The following is a 22,410-nucleotide window of genomic DNA, read 5'->3' as shown; positions in this document are numbered from 1 at the left end:
ACATTATAAAAGAGGTGTTTTTTTGGGAAATTTTAATCTTCATATAGAAACAGAAAGATTGGTAATCAGACCTCTTGAAATAAAAGATTATAGTACGTGGTTATCTGAGTTTGAAAATAGGTCTCCTTCACAACATAAATACGATGAAGGAAGAATTGATATGAGTATTTGTACAAAAGAATGGTTTGAAGATTTGGTAAATAATCATCAAAGAATGGCTCTAGAAGATAATGCATATGTTTTTGGGGTTTTCCTGAAAGAAGATACTACTCATATTGGTTCAATCGATTTTTCTACAATTATGAGAGATGACTTTCAATGGGCAAGATTTGGTTACACGATTCATAACCAATTTTGGAGGCAAGGATATGGAAAGGAAGCTGTAAAAGCAGCGATTTATCTAGCTTTTGACAAGCTGAATTATCATCGTATAGAAGCACACATAAATCTCGATAATACAGCTTCGATAAAATTAGCGGAAAGTGTTGGGTTGCAATTTGAATGCATAAGAAAAGGTTTTATTTATGAGTTTGGCGAATGGACTGATAATCTAATTTACTATATTAATAAAAACTAAATATGCTTTACTATAAAAAGGGGATTTAATTAGTTGGAACGATTCATCTAGGCGATACGCCGGACATCCATTCTTTTGACAGATTATTAGATTTTTTTCATAATCAGAGTAATTAGTATTACACAATATTAGAATACAAAACAACACTCCAAAAGGATATTTGGAAATTAAATGGGGGATAAAATGAACAAGCTAGGAGTTCTTTCTTTACTGATGGTTATTGCGAGTATCATTTCATTTTTAATTATACGAGGGCCTAATGCGAATTTGCTGATGGCTATTATCGTACTTGGGACGCTTTCGCTATTTGGTATTATATTTGCAGTACTATCAAAGAAGTGGTTGTCGGGAATATTAGGTGTTTTATTAAACGGAGGAGTCTTGGTTTTTGTATATTTAATTGTGCTAGCTAGAGGAATCGCTGGTTAACTAGTATTAAGTTTGTTGAAGATAAGGTAATCTTATCCAAATAAAAGGCACTTTCCTGAACCTGAGGAAAGGCCTTTTTTCTAATTCAAACGGATTACTTAGATTAGCTTTTAATAATGCTAGCTATAAACTGCTCATAATACTATTTAATTGAAGTGGTGTGATTGTACCTTGGTGGAAATAAAGTTGCCATTTTCCATCAATGAATTTCCATATTGAACTACGAAGTGTATTTCTTTCCCTTGTAGTATCTACAAGAAAATATGTTGTTAAGACAACGTCGTGAGCAAGCGGATAGATTTCATAATTATGTAGCTTCATTTTTGTCAATACAACACCTGTTTCAAGACATTCTTTCTTATCATACATATAACCAGAGCTGCCAATTTCAAAAAAATCCTCAGCTAAAATTTCATCGAGTTTTTCTCTACTCATTCTTACTTCCATACCGGTATGACTTTCCTCTAATTGTTGTAAATGCTCTTTTAAATTCTCTATCATAATTATAACCACCTAACTTTAATTACTTACATCTAAACTTATTTCTATATTACTCAATTAAAATCCTCTAAATCATAGGGGAAAGAATATGCCATTTGTAAGGAAATGATTTTATAGGAACATATTTACTGTATAATAAATATAGGGAATTTTGTATTTAAAACTGTTAAAAGTAGGTGGACTAAATGAGTAGTAAAAAGAAAATGAATAAGACCAATATAGCCAGTCTTGTTTTTTCTGCATTAGCGCTAATTTTATTATTACTAAATTATTTTTTATTTGATTCAAATAAGAATACAATTTCTGTCGCTGAACTAACAGACAGAGAAAATGCGATTCTGTCGAGTAGTGCTGATCAATCATTTGTATATGATTTCAATACAGACAAAGAATACAAAGAAGTAACTATATGGATAGAAAAATATGAGTCAGGAAATCTGATTGAGGATAAAATTGGCGAACTTTCGACGCAGGTAGAGGGGGATGGATCAATTATATTCACAACTTCCAAAAACTCTATCTCAAAGCAACCGACATTTAATATGGCAGTTGGCGGTAAGGAAGGCGTTAGTTCAATCAGTGCATATGACGCAAATTCAAAAGATTTAGATGATATGTCAAGTGTGTGGGGGAGTTTCCGGGGGGATAATACATCTATTGAAGACGAAGTTGTATTAGGCAGTATTTGTTATTCAAATGATGGAAGAATGAATTCCCTTAGCGCTGAATTTTATCAGGATGTTAATGGTCATATTAATGAAATAGAAAAATATGATGTTGTTTATTTACTTAAAGCCAATTTTAATAAAAATATAAAATGACATTTGATAATTTCAAAAATCAACAATGTGTCCAATTTTGTTCGTTGCTATCATTATTGATTCGACTTAAACTATAAATAGAAATCAACAATATGTTGAATTTTGAGGAGGACACAATGATGAGTAAAAAAGCAAAAGTGATGATGTCTATTGCTACTGCAATTATTATAGTAATGATGAGTAAAGCGTTTATTTTAGATGAAGCGGTGAAAGGTTATTTAGTTATTTTCTTTTTCGTTGGGGCTGGATTAGCAGCATTACGTTTATTTATTAATGGGATGATTCGTAAAATGAAAGAAAAGCATATTGGTGTGAAAGTGGTATTCTTTGCTGCCCTTTTAAGTGTCGGTATACCGTTCCAAAGCTGGTTCCGTACAGATGTCTTATTTGCGATGAGTAAAGCATTTATATTTCCGAGTATTACAGTGATGGTGGCAAGTGTGGTATTAATGACGATTGTATACGGTATCATTTATCAACGTGTGAATGTGTCATATTTACAGGAAGAACATGCAGGATAATATCGTGATCCCTGAAAATTAGTATGGATGGATACTAGTTTTCAGGGGTTTTTTTGTTTATTCCATTTCAATAGAATTAGTAGTAAAGTTATATTCCAAGCCTTGGGTAGATCTTTCAAATACCATGGCTATAGAGATTCTGTTCTCATCTATCCACACAATATTGTATCGTTCCTTAGTATTTGATTCGCGGAAGTTATCAACTTCAACTCTTTTGAAGTTTCTAGTCCTTCCATCCTCTTTAAAATAGATTTTAATTTTATTGGAACCTCCAATAAACCAATTTCCAACTTCATTAATAATTACTTTTTTATCGTCAAAAGGAGACTGGCTTTCAACTAATAGGTCCTCTTCAAAATAAATCCAGTAAATGATGGACGATAAGATGCCTAAGAAAATGATAGTCAATACTTTTAGTGTCTGCTTTTTTATATCCCTAATTTCTTCTTCAATTGATTTTTGTTTATTAGGACTATTCATTGAAAACCTCCTCGTTTATTAATCGGATTTAAATGAAAGGAAATTAAATTTCTTTTTTTCACTTAGTTTAATAATCGCTGCTGTTTGAATGCATAGATGGATTTTTTTTAATGTACCAATTTACTCCAGTTTTTAAGTATAACATTTACTCATCTGTCTAATATGTAGTTTAGTAAGCCTTCTCCACTTTGATATATAATAACGGTTTTTATAATAAATCTAGCGAAGAAAAGATATTAATGTACAATAATTAATAAGTATTAGATAACTAGTTCAAATAACAAAGTTTCGTCGAATGGAGGTTCATACTGTTTGAAATAAGAAGTCTTGTAGAACGCGATATACCCTTCTTATGGGATATGGTGTATGAATCTGCGTTTGTACCAGAAGGACAAAAACCTTTTCCTCGAACAATACTTAACGAACCGTCTGTTTCGAAATATGTAGAGGGTTGGGGGAAACAAAGTGGTGATATAGGCTTGATTGCGGAAAATGAACAACAGGCGATTGGGGCCATTTGGTTGCGACTGTTTGATGAAGCACAAAAAGGCTTTGGTAATGCTGAAACGCCCGAAATCGGAATTGCCATCCTGAAAGAATTTCGTGGTAAAGGAATTGAACATGCACTAATGCGTGCGCTCGAAGCGGAAGCAATAAAATTTGAGTATCAGAAACTATGTTTAAATGTAGATCCAAGAAATTCGGCTTGCCGCTTATATAAACAATTAGATTATGTGCATGTTGGTTGGCATGATACTTACTGGATAATGGAGAAGAAATTAGTTTAAATAGGTTTGGTACATATGCCGAGGGAAAGCCTCCAAAATAAAGGAACAAATTCCGCTTATTTTAAAATTAAAGTGAAAAATAACCAAAATAAACGGAGATATTTCCCTTATTTATAAATAAAACGTAAAATTTAATGATTTTATCGTAAATAAGCGGAAATTCTACCCTTATTTTCACTGAAATGAGCACAATTTTAAAAATAAGAGGAAATCCTCCGCTTATTTTTCTTTAACCATATAAATGCATTAATTCCTTTATGGATGTCAATTCTAAATCAACAAAGCAAAAGAGGTGAAAACACATGGAGAGAGAGGCTCACTATTTTTGGGCAGTGCGTATTCCGGATGATGTGAAACAAACAATTTATGATGAACTGACACGAATTAAACCGATCTTCCAATTTAAACGTTGGGTGGATTTACGTGATTATCATATAACCCTTGCTTTTCTTGGTTCCGTTAATCCACATCAACTTCAATCTGTTATTCATTCAGTTGGGGAAGCTCTTAAAAATCAAAAAGCGTTTATGTTAGATATTGAAGGACTGAATGTGTTTGGTCCTCAAAAAGCTCCTCGTATATTTTGGGGAGCGGTGAACAAAGTGGAACAGTTATTTCAAATTCAGGCAATTGTTTATAAAACTTGTCTTGCTGAAGGCTTTACTCTTGAAACACGTCCTTATCATCCCCACATCACTTTGGCGCGGAAGTGGGGGAAGAGTGAAGATTTTAAAATGGTTGATTTAGAAACGCATAACCCTTTTAGAGAAAAGGCCTTATCTTTTCAAGTAAATGAAATTGTATTATATAAATCAAATTTAGAAAATACACCAAAATATGAACCAATTGCGGTGTTTGCATTGACGAAATGATTAACATTATCTGCATCGCATACTTTGCCCTTAGTTGCCTATGCTAGTATTAAAGGAGTGATTCGATGGCAAAGAGAAACAGAAATAAATTACTTGTACCCGAATCTAGACAACAGCTTGATCAATTAAAAGCGAAAGTATCCGGCACTAGCAAACCAGAAGATGCAGCATTAGAGGTAGCTAAAGAATTAGGTATTCCCCTTAAGGAAGGATACAACGGGAAACTTACTTCTGAAGAAGCTGGTAAAGTAGGTGGAAGAATTGGCGGGAATATGGTCAAGGAGCTAGTAAGGATGGCTCAGGAAAGCATAAAGAAAGATCAGTAAATAAATGGACTGGCCCCTGGATAGCGGACACTTTCAAATGTGTATCTATTCGGGGTTTTTATCTTTCTAATCCAGAAGGTTGAGAAGGTAAAGAATAAATTGGATATTTATGTTAAAGTATAAAGAGGATTAAGATTACATAAACGAAGTGGCAGCTTTAAAGAAATCATTAGGAGGGATAAATTTGCTATATTTATCTTTATTATTAGGTTTGACTATAATTGTATTTACAACGAAGCTTACTGAAAAGCTGAAATTATCAAGTGTTTGGTTGTTAGTAGGTCAAATTAGTGCATCATTGGTCATTATATTGCTTGGTAATCTTGAAGTTAGTTATATTACCCATTTTAATCAAATAGAATTAGGCTATTTAACGATTCCATTTGCATTATTATTTCTTGTTGGCTTTACAAATGTACTAAATACTGAAAAACAGCAAAAACCAATAATCTTGCTGATACCATGTATTTCTTTAGTTTGTTTTTCTATATCAGCTCTAATTATGGGGTATTCATTTGTTTCAATCATAGGCATGTGTGCGGCTTTAACAATTATGCTGGTACTGCTTTTAGGTAAAGGAAATATGGGAAGAACATTTACTACATCTATCGGTTTTGTAATTGCAGTACTATCATTAGCCTTGCTTCAGCACACTTTTGTGATGATTTATATTCCGATTTTCACACTAATATTGCCGTTAGCATTGTATCTCATCTTACAAAATAAATTACCGAGTGTACAATCCATTATAATTAGCTCTTTAGTGGCGCTTTTATTTAGCTTAATCATGTTTGTGATCTCTATTAATATAGTGTGGTATTTGGTTGTTGGGTTCACTATTATTTTGGCTATTTCACAATTATCAAGTAAATATCGTTTTATTTAGTAAGTAGTAAAACAAAAGGGCTCGATTCCTAATTCGCGGAATCGAGCCCTTATAAATTGTTTTTGGCGTTTTGTATTATGACTAGTTTGATTTATTGAGTTCTTTAAATATAACATACTTTAAAGCAGAAAGTTCATCTTCGGACAGTTTACCTTCGATTTCGGCTAATAGTGCGTCCTTATTGATTGCACCATTTTGCGCTTGTTGCTGAATATCCAGTAAACGAGTAACGCCCACTTTTTTTATTAACAAACGTGTCGCTTCTTCCTTCGTTTGGAAGGGAAGAGAATCTGGATTTGTAGTTGCTGCCTCGCTAACCATTTCCTGAAGCTTCGGATCGTTCTCAATATAAGTATTTACTTCTTTAAGACTTTCATCATCTAAATTAGTTTCCACTTTTTCGATAATTTTTTCGGATGCGATATTTGTTCCAAAATGCCACACAGCATAACCAGCTGCTCCAAGTAAAACAAGAATTATTGCTGTAAATGTTAAAAACTTTTTCATCAACTCACTCCTGACATAATGAATATAGCACAACTTTTCAAAAACCACGAAGGAAAGTTATTTACTCGAATGGATGTAATTACAAATATTTGTGAATCCAAGGGAGTAAATGGATATTTATACCATATGTTGATACAATATTCTTACAATTAGATATTTTAAAACAAAAAGGGGTGGGGTAGTTGAAAAAAATGTTATCCATAATGGTTTTACTGGGAATTACCATTTTAGCAGGATGTATTTCAAATGAAGAAACCTTGGAAGGTTTGACTGAAGAACAAAAAGAAGAATATTACAATCAATACGTAAAGATTTTAGCAGACCTTAAGCTGGAGTATCCATCAGTGGAAATGGAAATCACACCTTTAGATGAATTTCTTGATGAAAATTGGATAGAACCAGAGGAACTTAAAGAAAAATTAGTTGATTTTTTGAAGAATGGCGAAGTTGTATATAAGTAGGGATTGTAAAAGAACGAATATTAAACGGAGGGGATATTTTTGAGGTTAAAATACAACTTTATCTGTATAGTCACAGCTATTGTTTTTATATCAGGTTGCTCCAATGCCAATCCATTTGACAATTCATCAGCAGATTGGGCCCTAACTTTGTTGTTTGGGATGGGTATATTTATCAATTAACCGACGAATATGTAGAAAGCGTAGATGAAGAAATCGGCGAAGTGACAAAGTACTCTGACATGGAAGGGACTTATTCTGGAAACTTTTCGAATGCGTATGAAAAAGGAACAAAGTATTACGCTATACAAGGGATAAGTACAGATGAAGCAATTGCCATAAAAGATGAAGGTAAATATAAAAAGGCAATTAGGGATGGTAAGTATAGGGAGAAATAATGATAGTCTTTCGCAATCGCTGCGACTCTGTACTATAAAATAATTTTGGGAGTGATGGAGATGATTTTTTTGAGGAAAGCAATGATACTTCTTACTTTCATTTTTATTATAGGTTCTTTTCCTTCAATAACAAGTGCATGTTCCTGTGCAGAATTATCAAGTGTAGAAGAAGAACTTGAACGTTCAGACGCAGTATTTAGCGGGAAAGTGTTAGATATTAAAGAGAAAAGGAGTCTAAAAGGATATACATATAAATCGGTTCTTTTTGAGGTAACGAATACTTGGAAGGGTGTTGAACAAACACAAATTCTTATTACCACTGGTGAAGGTGATGGAGATTGTGGTTTTAATTTTACTGAGGGAAATGAATATTTGGTTTATGCCAACGAATCAACGATGTATGGGGCAAAATCGCTTGTATCAATCATATGTAGTCGTACGAATGAGTTGAGTTCTTCCCAAAACGATTTGGTGGTACTAGGAGAAGGTGAGATTCCGATTGAAGAAGTTAATTTAAGTGGTGAACAAACTAGAAATCAAATTTTAATTTGGACTTCACTGGGATTAGCCATTTTCATTGTCATTTTAATCATTTTAAACAGAAGGAAACGACGTAAAAACTAGGAGATTAACTATGGGAGAAAATCAATTCTTTGTTTATCTTATTTACGCGAAATAAAATGAGTTTTTGGCAGATTTTGATGAAAATGAATATAACACCTTATATCGATTCTTCCACATACACGATGGTGAAAAGTAAGTTTAACATAAGAATTCAATCCTTATTTTGTAACTTTTCAGTGACTAATTCGTAAAAATAATAACAACATTTTATTTAAAGGGGATGGTAAAATGAAACCTATTAATTATAATAATCCCGTCGTTGCAGGCTATTTATTCGCAGGTGTTATTTTCACTATTATCGGGTTATCCAAAGGGTTCGTATTTTTATTATTAGGAGTACTTTTTATTCTTTATGGTATTAAAGAAAATAATAAATTTTCTTAAAGCGAAACAAACCATCATTTGTCCAAAGGGGATGAATGGTGGTTTCTTTTTGTTTAAAAATAGAGGATAAACTAGGAAATACACCCATGAATTGATAGTAATAAAATGCGATTATAACCGCTAAGTCTAATAAAAAACTGCTATGATGAAAGAGTTTAAGTCTGTAAATTTTGTAAAAGGAGATGTAGAATTGGCGAATTCAGTAAGAGCAGTGATGGCGCTTATAATTTTGTTACTTTTTATTAATATTTACCCCTTGGCTTCAAGTGCAAATGGCGCTAATCTTTTACCGTTTGAAGATGAAACGTTAGGGAGAAATAGTAGTGCTTATTTATCGACATACGAAGTTCCATCGATACAAAGGAAAAAAGACTTTATTAATGAAATTTCTACATATGCAATGAAAGCAAATGAAAAGTGGGGGATCCCTGCTAGCGCTATTATTGGAATGGCTATTATTGAAAGTGGCTATGGAACAACAAGAATAGCAATCAATGCCAATAATCTTTTTGGAATAAAAGTATGGGGATATAATCCAGAGAATGCTTGGCAACTACAAGGGCAGCCTGATGAAGATTATGAACGGGTACCTGTGCTCGCTGATTACGGAGAAGATCGCAAAATTTACGATGAAAGCAAAAGAAGAGATAACTGGTATCGTGCATTTAGTACTTATAAAGAAGCGGTAAACTATTTAGCAGGAAACTTACTATTAAATCAGAGATATCTTTTCGCAAAAACAAATTATGATATAAGAATTAAAAAGGGATGGAGTTTTGATCGAGCATCTAAAGAATATCTATACGACATTGCGAATGCCGGATATAACCATTTGGGAGGTGACTATTATCGAAATAAAGTAGGCGGGGTAATGGATGAATGGGATTTATATCAGTATGATAATAAAAAATTCAAAGACATAAGCGAACATTGGGCAGAGGAACAGATTATGTTCTTAGCTGAAAAGGGCTGGATCTCCGGCTATTCTGATGGTACATATAAACCGAATAACAAGAGCTCAAGTTGCTGCTATTCTAAGTGAGTTTTTATCGTTGCCCCCACTAAATAAAACTACTTCATTTATTGATGTGGAGAAGAGTTTTTGGGCATTAGAATCGATTCATTTAGTAGCGCAACATAAAATAATCAATGGTATTGGCGAAGGTCGTTTTTCACCTCATACTATTTTAACAAGAGCACAAATGGCACAGGTACTCTACAATGCAGGATTCTATAGCCAATCTGCGAATAATGGTGCGAATTCATTTGAAGATGTAAACAAATACTATTGGGCATATATTGCGATTGAAACGATGAAACAAGAAGGAATTATGGCTGGCTATACTATTAGCCGTTTTGGCCCGAACAACCCTGTAACAAGAGCACAAATGGCAGCTATGATTTATCGAATACATGAAAAAGGCTTAAACAAATAAACCAACAACCAGCGCTATTCTGTAATAAGGATAAGCGCTCTTTTTCAATAAGTGTGTTACAAGATTATATTATAAAAAGAGTTCATCACCATAAGTTGGGGATGACAAAATTGAAAAAATAAGATTCGCTACGGGAAAGCGCGTTGAAGCAAGTGTTTTTGAAGCTCGCATCCATTGTACTACATTCCGGGACAGACTTTCCGAACGGCGTGGCTACAAAGCTTTTGTAGATTGTATTGGTTATGAAAAAATAGTGGAAGGAATTTCCGTTATTTCGAAAATGACATAAAAAATAGTCAAAATAAGGGGAGAAATTTCCGTTATTGACCTAAAAAGCATGAAAATTCAGGATTTTATTTAAAATAACGGTAAAACGTTCCCTTATTTACCCCAAAATGAGCTATATCCTTCAAATAACGGTAAATTCTTCCCTTATTTTGGGCGGGTACTGAAAAACTTAAATAAGGCACTTTCTATCTACTAAGGCGTTTTGCCAAAAATCAACACCATGTTATGGTGATGAACCATAAATCGAAACCTTTTCCAAAATATACCGTCTAATTCACAATAAGAGAGTTGTTGTGGAATATGCTTTTACTTTTGGACTTAAGGGGGAGGGTTATATAATGGGTTGGCTTAATATTGGTAGTCTTGTGCTAGGGCTTATTGCTTGGATACTTCCTGTTGTTAATATTTTTCGAAGCCGTAACAATAATAATTGGGTAGTTCTTTCCATGCTAAGTATTTGTGCCTGTGTTATTTCGTTATACTTTCAGCTACTATATAATAACTATTTAGTGAAAATTGAGGATTGGTCTGCTCTTATGGATACAAGTGGGGGTGTCGTGGTTGCAGGATCAGTACTCCTTGTTATTACACTCTTTTTAAACATCATGACATTCGTTGTATATCGTAATAGAACGACAACAGAAAGTAGTAAAAGAATTTAAATTAATGCAACTAACTAAAAAGTAGATGCTTCAACATATGACATGTGAAGCACCTACTTTATTTGTTTTAGTTAATGCTTTTTATCCTTTAGTTTCCGGTTGCATGATTTGTGGTGGATATAGCCTTTGTCCCAGGAGCACTTGTAAGATAAGACATAGTCCGCCGACAGACCAATACAACGGTAGAGCTGCTGGGGCATTAATAGAAAAAATCACAATCATTATCGGTGACAGTAATCCTATAAATCTTGTTTGTTTTTGCTGTTCGATTGGCATTGCAGATTGTGAAACTTTAAATTGAACAAAATATAATATTCCCGCTATTGCCGTGACAAATAAATCTGGCTGCCCAAGACTAAACCATAAAAATGAATGGGTAGCAATTTCTTCTGAACTCGTAATGGCGTAGTATAAGCCCATTAGGAAGGGCATTTGAATAAGAAGTGGCAAACATCCGATATTTAAAGGATTAATTTCATGCTTTTGATACACTTTCATCATATCCGCCTGTATCTTCTGTTTTTCTTCAAGATTTGTTGCTTCTTTAAGTTTTCGTTGAATTTCTTCTATTTCGGGCTTTGCCAACGCCATCTTTACTTTCATTTCCTGCTGCTTCTTCTGTTGTTTTAACATAAAAGGCATAATGATAAGTCGAATAATGATCGTAACAATAATGATAGCGAAACCGTAGTTATCACCCAATATTCCAGCAAGTCCGTCTAAACTGCTTATAAACGGATTGACAAAGACTTTTTGAAAGGTGCCATCTCCATTACTTTGCTGGCAACCAGATAAGGATAATGCGCTTAATGCAATACCCATATATAAAAATAAATTTTTTGATTTGTACACTCTATTTCCTCCTAGTAATGATCTTTAAATGATTGTAGGAAGAATAGAGATGTCGCCCTCCTCATCGGAGTACTCGTATCTTTTCGTTGACCTTTGTAGCCAAACAATAACAGGAGAAGTAATAAAGTAATTTTCATTAATTACTATTTGTGCTAATGTATTGAGCTGATCATAGATCGGGTAACTTATTTCAAAATATGTAAAATTTCTATTTGATAATAGAATATAGACTAGAGCAAAATTTAGTAAAATACTTGAGTATACCGTAAGCATGACGGGTAGATTCATAAATTCGAGCAATATATCTAACAATGAAAACACCTCAATATAAATTCATATAATCTTATTACGTTTAGCGCTAAGAAAAGTTTCAACATTCAATACAATTTATGGAAATGGTGCTGATAAAATAAGCGTTGTTTAAATAATATTTAAAGGCTTGAGCTTGAGGAGCTTACAAAAAGAGAGGGAGTAGCTAGGTACTTAAAATAAGGATTTCTTTACTGTTAAATAAAGGTATTGTAGTATGTATTTGTAAATGTTAAGTTGAAGAAAGTGAGGGTACAGTTATGCTTGAGTCTATTTTCTATATTTTTCCTGCTCTAGCTTTAGTTATAGGTTTATTATTACTTATTGTAGGTAAAACAAAGAAAAATATTAAACTTGTTGGTGCTGGCATAGGTTTTATAATCTGTCTGATTCTTGTTGAATCACCGGATTTTATTCATGGATTTATTCGTGGATTTGGTGATGGATATAATGGCTAACTAAGGCGCGTTCTGCAAAAATGCAGGGACGCGTTTTTTCTTTTTTCCATTATAATCAAATGAAGATTACCTTTTTTAAAATTTAATGAATATTTTTGAGAATAAAAAGGATTAGCTTTCGTTGTACGGTATGAAAAAGCTTTTTCAATAACATAGGGAGCGAAGTAAATGAACAGTTCATCAACAAACTTTATTAAGCGATTAAAAAAGCAAAAAGAAGATGCACTCGAGTATATTATTGATGCTTATATGCCACTTGTCAAAACAATCACTACGAAAATTTTATACAATATGAAACGACAAGATATTGATGAGTGTATCAATGATGTTTTTTTAACTGTTTGGCAAAATGCCCATCAGTTTCAAGGAGATGCTCAAGATTTTAAGAAGTGGATTGGCGTAATTACAAAATATAAAGCAATCGATCGGTATCGCCAAACTGAAAAACAAATTGCTCGAGAACAATCAGATATGCTACTTGAAGAAAATGCTGGTAGTTTACAGACCGATCAATTCATCTTGCAGCGTGAGGATAAAAATGAAGTATTACTGGCTATTAGTCAATTAACAGATATTGACCGCGATATTTTCATCATGAAATATTATTTGGAACTGTCTAATAATGAAATAGCTGAGAATTTAAATCTTTCAAAAGCAGCTGTTGATAATCGCTTATATCGAGGGAAAAAATTATTAGCGACAAATACAAAATTAAAGGAGCGATTTTTATGAGCCTGAAGAAATGGACGGATTTGGACATTGATCATCTCGAACTGCTCGAAGTGACAGAGATGGAAAAAGCTCGTGTTAAACAGCATGTATTAAAAAAACATAAAAAAGCACCTAGATGGCGAAATATTGTCGTTGCTTCAATAATAGTTCTTAGTGCCACGATAACAACTGGGTTTGCCTTTCCTACAATCGCATCCCAAATTCCGTTTATGGAAAATATTATAGGTTATTTTACGGAAGATGAGCGTTCTAGTAATTTTGAAACCTTCTCTACTGATGTGGGACTTGTTGAAACAAGTAATGGGACTACTGTAATGATAGAAAATGCTGTTTATGATGGGACAAATATTACCGTTTCCTACGCAATTGAAACTGAGCATTCATTTGGTGATAAAATGGATATACTTTCTCATGGCTGGTTTGACGTGAAAGGTTCCATTGGTGGTGGAGGTTCGGGGGAAATGAAAAGGATTTCTGATACACGTTATGTTGGCATTGCCAGTATTACACCCCATTTCAAGGATGCTCTATATCCTGAAATGGTACAGGTAACTTGGAAGCCTGAAAAGTTTACAGATTTCGAAGGTTCAGAAATAAAAGGTGACTGGTACTTTGCCTTTTCATTAGAACGTTTAGAAGGAAATCTAGAACTTCTGAATGAAACAGTTCAAAACGAAGACGTGACATTTACGCTTCAATCGATTGAATATACTCCGGTATCAACCGTTATTTCATATGAACAAGTGGTGACTGATGAACTGCTTAAAACCTGGGAGAGTGTGACACCTACATTTAGAGTAACAGACGACCTTGGACATGTGTATTTAGATGAGCTTGGTGGTGGAGGTATGTCTCACGATAATGGTAAAACATTTATGGGAACAACGGAATTTAGTACGATTCAAGAAGGTGCAAGTCAATTGATCATTCAGCCAATTGAAATTGCCAGTCTTAATTTTGGGGAAGGTCACATAAAAATAGAACTCGATCCTATTGTAATTGACTTGAAGAAATAATTGAGCCAAAGGAGTTTATGAGCGCGATTCTGTAACAAGAATCAGTGCTCATTTTTATTTAAGGCTACCTAACAATGATTATAAATGTTATACTTTTCCATATTTGAGAGGGGGTACTAGTCCAATGGTAAACAACTAATCTGAGAAAATCTTAATTTATTTTATTTAATATAAGATAAACATGAAGATTTTCTCTTTTATCTTACTAATATCTAGAAAAGAGGAAATAACATGTTAAACAAATTCAGCGAAACTATTTATTATATGCCCAATCAAGATGAAAACGATCGACCGACATTAGGACTGGTTTGTGGTGACCAGTATAGTCTAATAATAGACTGTGGTAACTCAACTCAGCATGCTAAGGAATTTATACTAGAAATTGAGAAGCTAAATGTTCCTCCAGTGAAATATGCGGTAATTACCCATGCGCATTGGGACCATTTCCTAGGCATGAATGAATTTGATGCAACTATTATTGTTAATAGTCAAACAAACGAATTATTAAAAACATGGCAAAATTACACATTTGATGACAAGTCACTACAAACGTATGCGCGGACAAAATTGATGAGCGCTAAGTGTATTGAGATTATTCAAGAAGAGATTCCAAATAGAGATAGTTTTAAGTTAAACTCTCCACATATAATTTTTGAAAAAACGTTAACGCTTGATCTAGGTAATAAAATTTGTGTGCTTGAAAAAATTAGTAGTACCCATTCAGACGATGCGACCATCATTTATATCCCAGATGAAAAAGTCCTTTTTTTAGGGGATTGTGTATATGGTACAACGACCAATTCTCTGTTTCAATATAAACAATCTTTATTATTACCAATGATTGAAGACATTCAAAAATATAATGCTGAAGCGTTTCTGATAGGTCATGAATCAATTTGCGATTTAGAGGAAATGACGACATTCTGGAGAGAGTTAAGAGCAGCAAGTGAAGCGGTTAAATCACCTTCATTAGAAAGTGCAATAGAATCCTTCAAGCTTGAAAATAACAGAACCCCAAATGATGATGAGTTGTTCTTTATAAAAGCATTTGTAAATAATCAGATTATCCGATCCCAATAAATTTAGTACATTATCTACCTGTTGGGTGGTGACGATTGGTCCTGAGGGGAACTTAAATTTCGTCTCATATATTTGAAAGGGGTAAATATTTGAATCAAATATTATTAATTATTGATGCACAACAAGAGTTAATTGATGGAAATCAAAAGGTTAAGCCGGTTTTCAATAAAGAGCTGCTTGTTAGGAATATTAATAAAGTGATTGAAAAAGCAAGAGAAGCAGATGTTCCAGTTGTTTTTATAAGGGATCTTGATGTTGCTGAGGGAAAAGGTGATGGATTTCAAATTCACAATGAAATTAATGTTCCCACTGAAGCAAAGATTTTCGATAAAGCTGCAACAAACTCCTTTTATGGAACGGGTCTTTTAGAATATTTAAAATTACAACACGTTAAACACCTTGTGATTATGGGCTGTGAAACACAGCATTGTATAGATAGCGCGGTGAGAACAGCAACTATAAATGGGTTTGATGTAACATTAGTTGGTGATGGGCATTCAACCATTGGTAATGATGTTTTAAGTGCAGAACAAATTATAAAACATCATAATGCTACACTTCACGGTCATTATAATGTTGATCATTTTTCAATTGTCAGAAATTCAGAAGAAGACTTGTTTAGTCCAATTCACGATTCATATAGGTAATTATTTTAAATTTTTAGACGTGCGCGATTCTGCAAACAAGGATCAGCGCTCGTTTTCATTAATAGACATAGTACGAATAGAACATTAAGCTACATACAAAGGAGAAAGTAATGATTGTTTATACCGTACAAAAACTATCAGCCTACAAATTAATGCGAGAACAGGGTTACTTAACAGGAGATATTAAATACTCAATGTTTCCAGAGGCATATAAGTGGATGATGGAACAAATGGAAAAGCGGCTACCTAACTATATAAGTGAAATACCGCCAATATGGGTATGGGAACGTCAAGTTAATCGTAATGAAAAGGCAATTTTTAAAAAGGGAACAAAAGGCATCATTTTAAAGTTAGATATCCCCGAAGAGAACATTCTTTGGTCTCCTTTTGAAGTATGGCATAATATATTAAACGAAGGTCCAATTACATTTGATGAAATGGAATGGGAAGAGTTTGATAAACGTGGGTACTTATTACATGAGATAAAAGAAACCTGGGAGAGGTTATTTGATATGGATTGGCTTGCGAGTCGTCCTAAAGAATGGGCAGGCAATTTTGATGATGAGTGGATGCAAGGTGTCACTCCAAAAATTACAATGGATCAGATTGTCAAAGTGGAACGATTTATTGCGAAATAGTTTACTTTATAAATTAGAGGTAATAGGAATTAACGATGGAGCGCGGTTCTGTAATAAGAATCACGCTTTTTTTTCATTAAGGAGCAAATGGTGTATATATCCTTATGGTAAAATATAGTGAATCAAGGGAGGCTACACTTATGGAAAAGGTTGAACTAAAGCATTTTTCGAAAGAATATTTAAATGTATTAAATTCTTTTGAACTTCCAGAAGAACAAGGTACCAAGTCAGATTTTAAATGTGACAGAAGGCCAATACCGTATTGTTATTTTAAGCGAAAATGAACCGGTAGGATTCTTTTTATTGCATTCAACTGAACGAGTAAAGGAATATTCTGATAACTCGAAAGCTATGTTGTTAACTGCATTGTCAGTTAATCATGCGAAGCAAGGGAAGGGGTATGCTAAACAAGGTATGCTCTTATTAAGGGGGTTTGTAAAAACTGAATTTCCTAATTGTGATGAGATCATTTTAGTCGTTAATCATAAAAATATTCCAGCTCAGAAACTATACTTAAGAGTAGGTTTTGAGGATACAGGTAGGAGAAAAATTGGTCCTAAGGGTGAACAGTTTGTAATGAATTTATTGTTGCAAAATACATAACTCTGCTTCAACTGTAAAGTGCTTTCTTAGATAAGGTTATTTGATATTACATTCGAAATCCAGATTGTGGAATAACAAGTTATTATTAAAGTGCTTTTTTTTGTTAAATTAAGTAACTATTTTAGGAGGAAGTAAGATGACTATAAAAAGTCTTAATCATCTCTTGTTTTCAGTTTCTAATTTGGAAAAATCGATAGAATTTTATAAAAATGTATTTGATGCAAAACTATTAGTTAAAGGTAGAAGTACAGCATATTTTGATTTAAATGGTATTTGGCTTGCTCTTAATGAAGAAAAGAATATTCCTCGTAATGAAGTTAAGCTATCTTATACACATATAGCATTTTCGATAGACGAAACAGAGTTAGATGTGATTTATCAAAAGCTTGTAAATTTAAACGTTAATATTTTATCAGGACGAGCGAGAGATGAAAGAGATAAAAAATCAATTTATTTTACGGATTTAGACGGTCATAAATTTGAATTTCATTCGGGAACCTTACAAGATAGGCTTGATTATTATAAAGAAGATAAAAAACATATGGAATTTTACGATTATTAAACAAAATAATGTTCATAGTTATAGAAACAATTAATTAATGCGGACCTTAGATTAGATAACTAAATAATCTGTTTGTGATAAGATAATAGGAATAAGTCTATGTTTTAGGAGGACCACATGAGCTTGATAGCGCAACATCCTTATATAAAAGTAGAAAGAAAAGTAACAGGTATTGAACAGGTTGAAATTGAGCATGAAAGAATTATTTTCTTATACATTGATAAGGTCATTACACAGCATAGAGAATTTCCGATTAAGGTGGTAACGGATTTTTCTTATCGGGAAATTGCAAATCAAGGTGGTATTCTCTATTTACACACGTTACAAGGTGTATATACGTATAATGTGAAATCTTCACCAGAAGCTTTTATCACAGCATATAGAGAATATTTCAAGTAAATAATTTTTCTACTACAAGCGGACTTTACAGAAGTTCGTTTTTTTTGTATGCAGGCTGTTTTGCAATAATTAAGACCACACGTATGGCTATTTATTATCATTGAATAAAACAAAGAAAAAAGTTACAATTTATGGTAATGAACTTAGTGAGGAACGGATTCTTACAATTATTAAAGGGTGGTTGTTTATGAGGAAATGGAAAACAATAAAATCAGATTATATACATAAAAGTCCATTCGGCAATATTAGAAAAGACCAATGCGAGCTTCCGAATGGAATTGTGATTGATGATTATTATGTAAATGAATACTCAGATTGGGTAAATGCAGTGGTTATAACAAAAGAGAATCAGATTGTACTTGTTGAACAGTATCGTTACGCAGGAGAAGATTTTTACCTAGAAGTCCCTGCTGGAAAAATCGAAGAAAATGAAACATATGAGGAAGGGATCATTCGGGAAGTAATAGAAGAAACAGGTTATATTTCAGTGAAAAAGCCTATCTATTTGGGAGAATTCATGGTGAATCCCACACAAAATAACAAAGTAATAACTTATCTAATTCTCGATGCTTTTAAAGAATTTGAACAGGATCTAGATGATACTGAAGAACTAACTGTTAAATTAATAGATTTTAATGATATGGGAAATTTAATTCGAAAAAAAGAGATTAACACACAACTTTTTACAGCACATGCTTATATGATGGCTAAAATGTACCTTATGGAAACGTAATGGTTCTTCTTAAGCGAATGGTGATTTAAAGGGGAGGAGATAAAAAATGATTGAATTACGAAGAATAGACGGGGATAACATAGATGAAGTAATAGCGCTTGATGTTGGAGAAAATCAGAAAGAATTTATATTAGAAACTACTAATCTTAGATGCTTCGCAGACGCTCATATGTTGAACACAGATGGTATACCAACGACTCCATTAGCCATTTATGCTGATGATAATATGGTGGGATTTTTGATGTATATTTACGACACGACAGATCATGAATCATTTCAAAATGAAGATTTTTATGGGGAGAAGACCTATTTCATTTGGCATTTTATGATTGATAAGCGTTATCAGGGGAAAGGATATGGCAAGCTTGCCTTTGAAAAAATGTTGGCGGATATTGAAAAGATCCCATATGGGGAAGCACAACATGTAGACCTTTTTTATCATAAAGATAATGTCGTAGCTAAAGAATTATACGCTTCATTAGGTTTTGTAGAAACAGGTATTATTCAGGATAATTCGGTGCATGCGATTAGAAAACTGGATAAGAAATTAACAGCAACCATAGTGGAATAGGATTTCTCGGAAAGAAGTCTCGCTTGGGATGAGTTATATAAAGCTGAGGAGATCAGGTTAAGCGACAAAAATAGACGGAGAAATTCCGCTTATTTGAAAAATATTGAAAAAAACAACCAAAATAGAGGGAGAAATTCCGTCTATTTATTAAAAAAACATAAAATTTCATGATTTTGTTGTAGATAAGCGGAATTACTCCCCTTATTTTCCCTGAAATGCTTAGAATCCATCAAATAACGGGAAATCCTCCGCTTATTTTTAACTCCGCTAATTGCTTAATTCGCATTGATATGGGTTTTATATAATTGTTATGACAGGTAAGGGTAAAGGAGTGGCGTATTATTTTAGAGAATTTTATCGGTATATTAATTGTTTTATTGATACTGGGGATATGTTTTTCAATCATGTTATGGGGCTTCAATCTAATTTATAAAAATATATTAAAACCAAAAAAGAATAGTGATGTTAAGCTTACATACGAATTGAATTCTTTAAAAGAACGAGTAGAGGCACTTGAAAGAAAATTAGATAACTTAGATAACAAGTAAACGCCTCAAAAAAACATAAAGCACACACAAACGCTCTCTTGATTAACAGGGGAGCGTTATTTGTTATTTATAATTTATCACTCGCTAAATTCTTAACTTAAGGAAGGTATTAGTGTAAGTATACAACGTATTAAAAGTATACCAATATAAGGAATATACTGGAAATCCTTCTATAGTTGTTATTTTAGAATTATCTTATTTAATGTTAAAGAGTTTATATAAAGTTTATATTGGCGAGCTATACTTCTGTAAGAGAAGTAGATAACGTGAATTTTTTATCCAAACTCGATAAAGCTATTTTTAGTTTTTTAGAGAATTTTATTATATAAAGATAGTTTTTAAGGTATGGATAACTTATTTTCATATAATCTATTTCTATTCGACATATTAATAGGGGGAACTAAGAATGTTTTTAGCAATAAAAGAAATGAAACATTCAAAAACTCGTTTTGCAATGATTGGCGCTATTATTATGCTAATCGCATGGCTTGTTTTTATTTTGTCGGGCTTAGGTAATGGATTATCAACATTAGCAGCGGCAACGATGAAAAATATTGATGGTGATCTTTTCATTTATGAAGAGGGTTCTGAAGGAACGATGATGAAAACGAAAGTGTCTGGAACAATTGCAGATGATATCGAAGGTAAATACGGTGTCAAAGAAGCAGCGAAATTTGGACAATCTACAATTATCATACACAACCCTAAGATTACAGACTCAAAAGTAAATGAGGACGTAGCCTTTTTAGGGATTGAACCAGGGAAATTCATCGAGCCAAAAGTAATTGAAGGTAAACAGCTTTCAAAAGACGATTTATTCGGTGTCGTTATCGACGAATCTTTAGCAGATAAAGGCTATTCAATTGGTGATAAATTCGAAGTAACATCTTCTGACATTACGTTAGAGGTTGTTGGTATTACAAAAGGTGAAACTTTTAACCATTTACCAACAGTATTTGTAAACGTTGAAACTTGGCAAAGCTATGCATTCGCAGCACCTGGCTCAGACAACGGGTTAGAAAGCCCAGTAGCTATGATTGCGCTACAAGGTGAAAATTTAGATGCAGATGCGATTGCAAGCAACTATGATGCAATTGAAACGGTAACAAAATCAGACGCTATTATGGGTATGCCTGGTTATAAAGAAGAAAGTGCAACAATTTATATGATGCTGGCATTCTTGTTTGCCATTTCAGCAGTAATTATCGCTGTATTCTTCTATGTATTCATCTTACAAAAAACACAACAATTCGGTGTAATGAAAGCAATTGGTGCTTCAGACCGTTTTATCAAAAATTCAATTATCTCACAAGTATTTGTCTTATCATTAGGAAGCATTATCGCTGGTATCGGATTGACATATTTAACGGCTTTAGTCTTCCCAGAAGGAATGCCATTTAACTTAGACTTTAAAATGGTACTGATTTATGCCGTTGTCTTACTAATTGTTTCTGTTTTAGGTTCCGTAATTTCAGCTCGTCAAGTAACGAAAATCGATCCATTAACAGCGATTGGGAGAGTGGAATAAATGACTGGTTTAGTATTAAAAAATGTTACAAAATCATTTAAAGAAGGCGACTCAACAGTTGATGCATTAAAAAATGTTTCACTATCTGTAAATCCTGGTGAATTCATAGCTATTATTGGTCCATCCGGTTCAGGTAAAAGTACATTGTTATCTATTGCTGGTGCGCTTCTTCAACCTTCTAAAGGTGAAGTATTAGTAAATGAAACAAATATTGGGCAAATGAAAGAAAAAGAACTTTCTTCATTCCGTTTAACAGACATCGGCTTCATCTTACAAACGTCAAACTTAATTCCGTATTTAAATGTATTGGATCAACTTCTGCTTGTATGTAAGATGAAAGGCAAAGTAACTGCTAAAGAAGTCAAATTCGCGAAAGCGTTACTAAAAGACTTAGGTTTAGGGCAAAAATTATCGAAATTCCCGAATGAATTATCAGGGGGAGAACGTCAACGTGTTGCGATCGCTCGTGCATTTGTTAACAACTCAAACGTTATTTTGGCAGACGAACCGACAGCAAGTTTAGACTCTAACCGTGCATTTGAAGTAGTGAAACAAATTCGATATGAAGTAAAAGAACGTAATAAAGCAGCCGTTATGGTAACCCATGATGAGCGTATGCTAGAGTTCTGTGATAAAGTGTACCGCATGGAAGACGGCGTATTAACGCTAGAAAGATAATAAACTAAGAAATAGCTTATGAAATCAAATTTGATTATCATAAGCTATTTTTATTTTTGAATATAAAATAGAATTTCTCATAAAGCGATTCCATGTTG

General features: G+C 33.2%; 31 protein-coding genes and 1 pseudogene. 28 read left to right on the top strand and 4 right to left on the bottom strand.

Going from position 1 to position 22,410, the window contains the following annotated elements:
* Positions 1–22: 22 nt before the first annotated feature.
* Together SNE38_RS13970 and SNE38_RS13965 are read left to right on the top strand one after the other, a co-directional pair.
* Entirely contained in the window at positions 23–577 is a 555-nt protein-coding gene (locus SNE38_RS13970; protein ID WP_336046716.1) for a GNAT family N-acetyltransferase, read from the top strand.
* Between the two features lie 183 nt (positions 578–760).
* Positions 761–1,006 (top strand): hypothetical protein, encoded by a 246-nt coding sequence (locus tag SNE38_RS13965; RefSeq protein ID WP_191703903.1) that lies wholly within the window; start codon positions 761–763, stop codon positions 1,004–1,006.
* Positions 1,007–1,129: 123 nt separating this feature from the next.
* On the opposite strand, the gene SNE38_RS13960 is transcribed toward SNE38_RS13965, so the two are convergent.
* Entirely contained in the window at positions 1,130–1,507 is a 378-nt protein-coding gene (locus SNE38_RS13960; protein WP_191703902.1) for a nuclear transport factor 2 family protein, read from the bottom strand.
* Between the two features lie 185 nt (positions 1,508–1,692).
* On the opposite strand from SNE38_RS13960, the gene SNE38_RS13955 reads away from it, so the two are divergent.
* Together SNE38_RS13955 and SNE38_RS13950 are read left to right on the top strand one after the other, a co-directional pair.
* Positions 1,693–2,328 (top strand): hypothetical protein, encoded by a 636-nt coding sequence (locus tag SNE38_RS13955; RefSeq protein WP_191703901.1) that lies wholly within the window; start codon positions 1,693–1,695, stop codon positions 2,326–2,328.
* Positions 2,329–2,447: 119 nt separating this feature from the next.
* The gene (locus SNE38_RS13950; RefSeq protein ID WP_191703900.1) at positions 2,448–2,849 is read left to right on the top strand and encodes an MFS transporter permease; all 402 of its coding nucleotides are present in this window, start codon (positions 2,448–2,450) and stop codon (positions 2,847–2,849) included.
* Positions 2,850–2,906: 57 nt separating this feature from the next.
* On the opposite strand, the gene SNE38_RS13945 is transcribed toward SNE38_RS13950, so the two are convergent.
* Positions 2,907–3,329 carry a hypothetical protein gene (locus SNE38_RS13945; protein WP_191703899.1) on the bottom strand — a complete coding sequence of 141 codons (423 nt, stop codon included), beginning with the start codon at positions 3,327–3,329 and terminating at the stop codon, positions 2,907–2,909.
* A 359-nt stretch (positions 3,330–3,688) separates the two neighbouring features.
* On the opposite strand from SNE38_RS13945, the gene SNE38_RS13940 reads away from it, so the two are divergent.
* The 4 genes from SNE38_RS13940 to SNE38_RS13925 all read left to right on the top strand — a co-directional run bounded on the left by SNE38_RS13940 (position 3,689) and on the right by SNE38_RS13925 (position 6,201).
* Positions 3,689–4,117, top strand: coding sequence for a GNAT family N-acetyltransferase (locus tag SNE38_RS13940; RefSeq protein WP_191703898.1), 429 nt, complete (start codon positions 3,689–3,691; stop codon positions 4,115–4,117).
* Between the two features lie 302 nt (positions 4,118–4,419).
* A complete protein-coding gene (gene thpR, locus SNE38_RS13935; RefSeq protein ID WP_191703897.1) occupies positions 4,420–4,989 on the top strand; it encodes an RNA 2',3'-cyclic phosphodiesterase in 570 nt (189 codons plus the stop codon).
* 65 nt (positions 4,990–5,054) lie between these two features.
* The gene (locus SNE38_RS13930) at positions 5,055–5,315 is read left to right on the top strand and encodes an alpha/beta-type small acid-soluble spore protein (protein WP_191703896.1); all 261 of its coding nucleotides are present in this window, start codon (positions 5,055–5,057) and stop codon (positions 5,313–5,315) included.
* A 148-nt stretch (positions 5,316–5,463) separates the two neighbouring features.
* On the top strand, positions 5,464–6,201 hold the full coding sequence (locus SNE38_RS13925) for an MraY family glycosyltransferase (RefSeq protein ID WP_336046713.1): 738 nt from the start codon (positions 5,464–5,466) through the stop codon (positions 6,199–6,201).
* A gap of 81 nt (positions 6,202–6,282) precedes the next feature.
* Here SNE38_RS13925 and SNE38_RS13920 read toward each other — a convergent pair whose 3' ends face one another.
* Positions 6,283–6,708, bottom strand: a complete 426-nt coding sequence (locus SNE38_RS13920) for a hypothetical protein (RefSeq protein WP_191703894.1) — start codon at positions 6,706–6,708, stop codon at positions 6,283–6,285.
* Positions 6,709–6,890: 182 nt separating this feature from the next.
* On the opposite strand from SNE38_RS13920, the gene SNE38_RS13915 reads away from it, so the two are divergent.
* The 7 genes from SNE38_RS13915 (at position 6,891) to SNE38_RS13885 (ending at position 10,958) form a co-directional block, all read left to right on the top strand.
* A complete protein-coding gene (locus SNE38_RS13915) occupies positions 6,891–7,169 on the top strand; it encodes a hypothetical protein (protein WP_336046712.1) in 279 nt (92 codons plus the stop codon).
* A 134-nt stretch (positions 7,170–7,303) separates the two neighbouring features.
* Entirely contained in the window at positions 7,304–7,564 is a 261-nt protein-coding gene (locus tag SNE38_RS13910; protein WP_336046711.1) for a hypothetical protein, read from the top strand.
* A gap of 60 nt (positions 7,565–7,624) precedes the next feature.
* A complete protein-coding gene (locus tag SNE38_RS13905; protein WP_336046710.1) occupies positions 7,625–8,188 on the top strand; it encodes a hypothetical protein in 564 nt (187 codons plus the stop codon).
* Positions 8,189–8,416: 228 nt separating this feature from the next.
* Complete coding sequence (locus SNE38_RS13900) at positions 8,417–8,572, top strand: hypothetical protein (protein ID WP_336046709.1); 156 nt, start codon at positions 8,417–8,419, stop codon at positions 8,570–8,572.
* 190 nt (positions 8,573–8,762) lie between these two features.
* Positions 8,763–9,614: a glucosaminidase domain-containing protein gene (locus SNE38_RS13895; protein ID WP_336046708.1), complete on the top strand. Its 852-nt coding sequence runs from the start codon at positions 8,763–8,765 to the stop codon at positions 9,612–9,614.
* Positions 9,562–10,008, top strand: a complete 447-nt coding sequence (locus tag SNE38_RS13890; RefSeq protein ID WP_336046707.1) for an S-layer homology domain-containing protein — start codon at positions 9,562–9,564, stop codon at positions 10,006–10,008. Before SNE38_RS13895 ends, SNE38_RS13890 begins: the two co-directional genes overlap by 53 nt.
* Positions 10,009–10,634: 626 nt before the next feature.
* Complete coding sequence (locus SNE38_RS13885; RefSeq protein ID WP_408022383.1) at positions 10,635–10,958, top strand: hypothetical protein; 324 nt, start codon at positions 10,635–10,637, stop codon at positions 10,956–10,958.
* Positions 10,959–11,039: 81 nt separating this feature from the next.
* Here SNE38_RS13885 and yidC read toward each other — a convergent pair whose 3' ends face one another.
* Positions 11,040–11,810 carry a membrane protein insertase YidC gene (yidC, locus tag SNE38_RS13880; RefSeq protein ID WP_318247691.1) on the bottom strand — a complete coding sequence of 257 codons (771 nt, stop codon included), beginning with the start codon at positions 11,808–11,810 and terminating at the stop codon, positions 11,040–11,042.
* Positions 11,811–12,379: 569 nt separating this feature from the next.
* Between yidC and SNE38_RS13875 the strand changes: the two genes are divergently transcribed.
* From SNE38_RS13875 to SNE38_RS13815, 13 genes and pseudogenes are all read left to right on the top strand, one after another.
* The gene (locus SNE38_RS13875) at positions 12,380–12,577 is read left to right on the top strand and encodes a hypothetical protein (protein WP_191703891.1); all 198 of its coding nucleotides are present in this window, start codon (positions 12,380–12,382) and stop codon (positions 12,575–12,577) included.
* A 168-nt stretch (positions 12,578–12,745) separates the two neighbouring features.
* On the top strand, positions 12,746–13,309 hold the full coding sequence (locus SNE38_RS13870; protein WP_191703890.1) for a sigma-70 family RNA polymerase sigma factor: 564 nt from the start codon (positions 12,746–12,748) through the stop codon (positions 13,307–13,309).
* Positions 13,306–14,325 (top strand): DUF4179 domain-containing protein, encoded by a 1,020-nt coding sequence (locus SNE38_RS13865; RefSeq protein ID WP_191703889.1) that lies wholly within the window; start codon positions 13,306–13,308, stop codon positions 14,323–14,325. The genes SNE38_RS13870 and SNE38_RS13865 overlap by 4 nt, the downstream gene beginning before the upstream one ends.
* A 231-nt stretch (positions 14,326–14,556) precedes the next feature.
* The gene (locus tag SNE38_RS13860; protein WP_191703888.1) at positions 14,557–15,405 is read left to right on the top strand and encodes an MBL fold metallo-hydrolase; all 849 of its coding nucleotides are present in this window, start codon (positions 14,557–14,559) and stop codon (positions 15,403–15,405) included.
* A gap of 89 nt (positions 15,406–15,494) precedes the next feature.
* Positions 15,495–16,052, top strand: a complete 558-nt coding sequence (locus SNE38_RS13855; RefSeq protein ID WP_191703887.1) for a cysteine hydrolase family protein — start codon at positions 15,495–15,497, stop codon at positions 16,050–16,052.
* A gap of 110 nt (positions 16,053–16,162) precedes the next feature.
* The gene (locus tag SNE38_RS13850; protein ID WP_336046706.1) at positions 16,163–16,690 is read left to right on the top strand and encodes a DUF3841 domain-containing protein; all 528 of its coding nucleotides are present in this window, start codon (positions 16,163–16,165) and stop codon (positions 16,688–16,690) included.
* Positions 16,691–16,830: 140 nt separating this feature from the next.
* A pseudogene (locus SNE38_RS13845) lies at positions 16,831–17,293 on the top strand (GNAT family N-acetyltransferase).
* A 136-nt stretch (positions 17,294–17,429) separates the two neighbouring features.
* Positions 17,430–17,855 carry a FosM family fosfomycin resistance protein gene (gene fosM, locus SNE38_RS13840; RefSeq protein WP_191703884.1) on the top strand — a complete coding sequence of 142 codons (426 nt, stop codon included), beginning with the start codon at positions 17,430–17,432 and terminating at the stop codon, positions 17,853–17,855.
* Positions 17,856–17,972: 117 nt separating this feature from the next.
* Positions 17,973–18,254, top strand: coding sequence for a hypothetical protein (locus tag SNE38_RS13835; protein WP_191703883.1), 282 nt, complete (start codon positions 17,973–17,975; stop codon positions 18,252–18,254).
* 187 nt (positions 18,255–18,441) lie between these two features.
* A complete protein-coding gene (locus tag SNE38_RS13830; RefSeq protein ID WP_336046705.1) occupies positions 18,442–18,987 on the top strand; it encodes an NUDIX hydrolase in 546 nt (181 codons plus the stop codon).
* Between the two features lie 46 nt (positions 18,988–19,033).
* Positions 19,034–19,558 (top strand): GNAT family N-acetyltransferase, encoded by a 525-nt coding sequence (locus tag SNE38_RS13825; RefSeq protein WP_336046704.1) that lies wholly within the window; start codon positions 19,034–19,036, stop codon positions 19,556–19,558.
* A 954-nt stretch (positions 19,559–20,512) separates the two neighbouring features.
* Positions 20,513–21,634: an ABC transporter permease gene (locus SNE38_RS13820; RefSeq protein ID WP_336046703.1), complete on the top strand. Its 1,122-nt coding sequence runs from the start codon at positions 20,513–20,515 to the stop codon at positions 21,632–21,634.
* Positions 21,635–22,312: an ABC transporter ATP-binding protein gene (locus SNE38_RS13815; protein WP_336046702.1), complete on the top strand. Its 678-nt coding sequence runs from the start codon at positions 21,635–21,637 to the stop codon at positions 22,310–22,312.
* Positions 22,313–22,410 lie beyond the last annotated feature (98 nt).

This window comes from Solibacillus ferritrahens, from assembly GCF_037027585.1.
GTDB lineage: Bacteria > Bacillota > Bacilli > Bacillales_A > Planococcaceae > Solibacillus > Solibacillus ferritrahens.
Note: the sequence above shows the minus strand (reverse complement) of the source record. Positions and strands in the feature narration are given on the sequence as shown.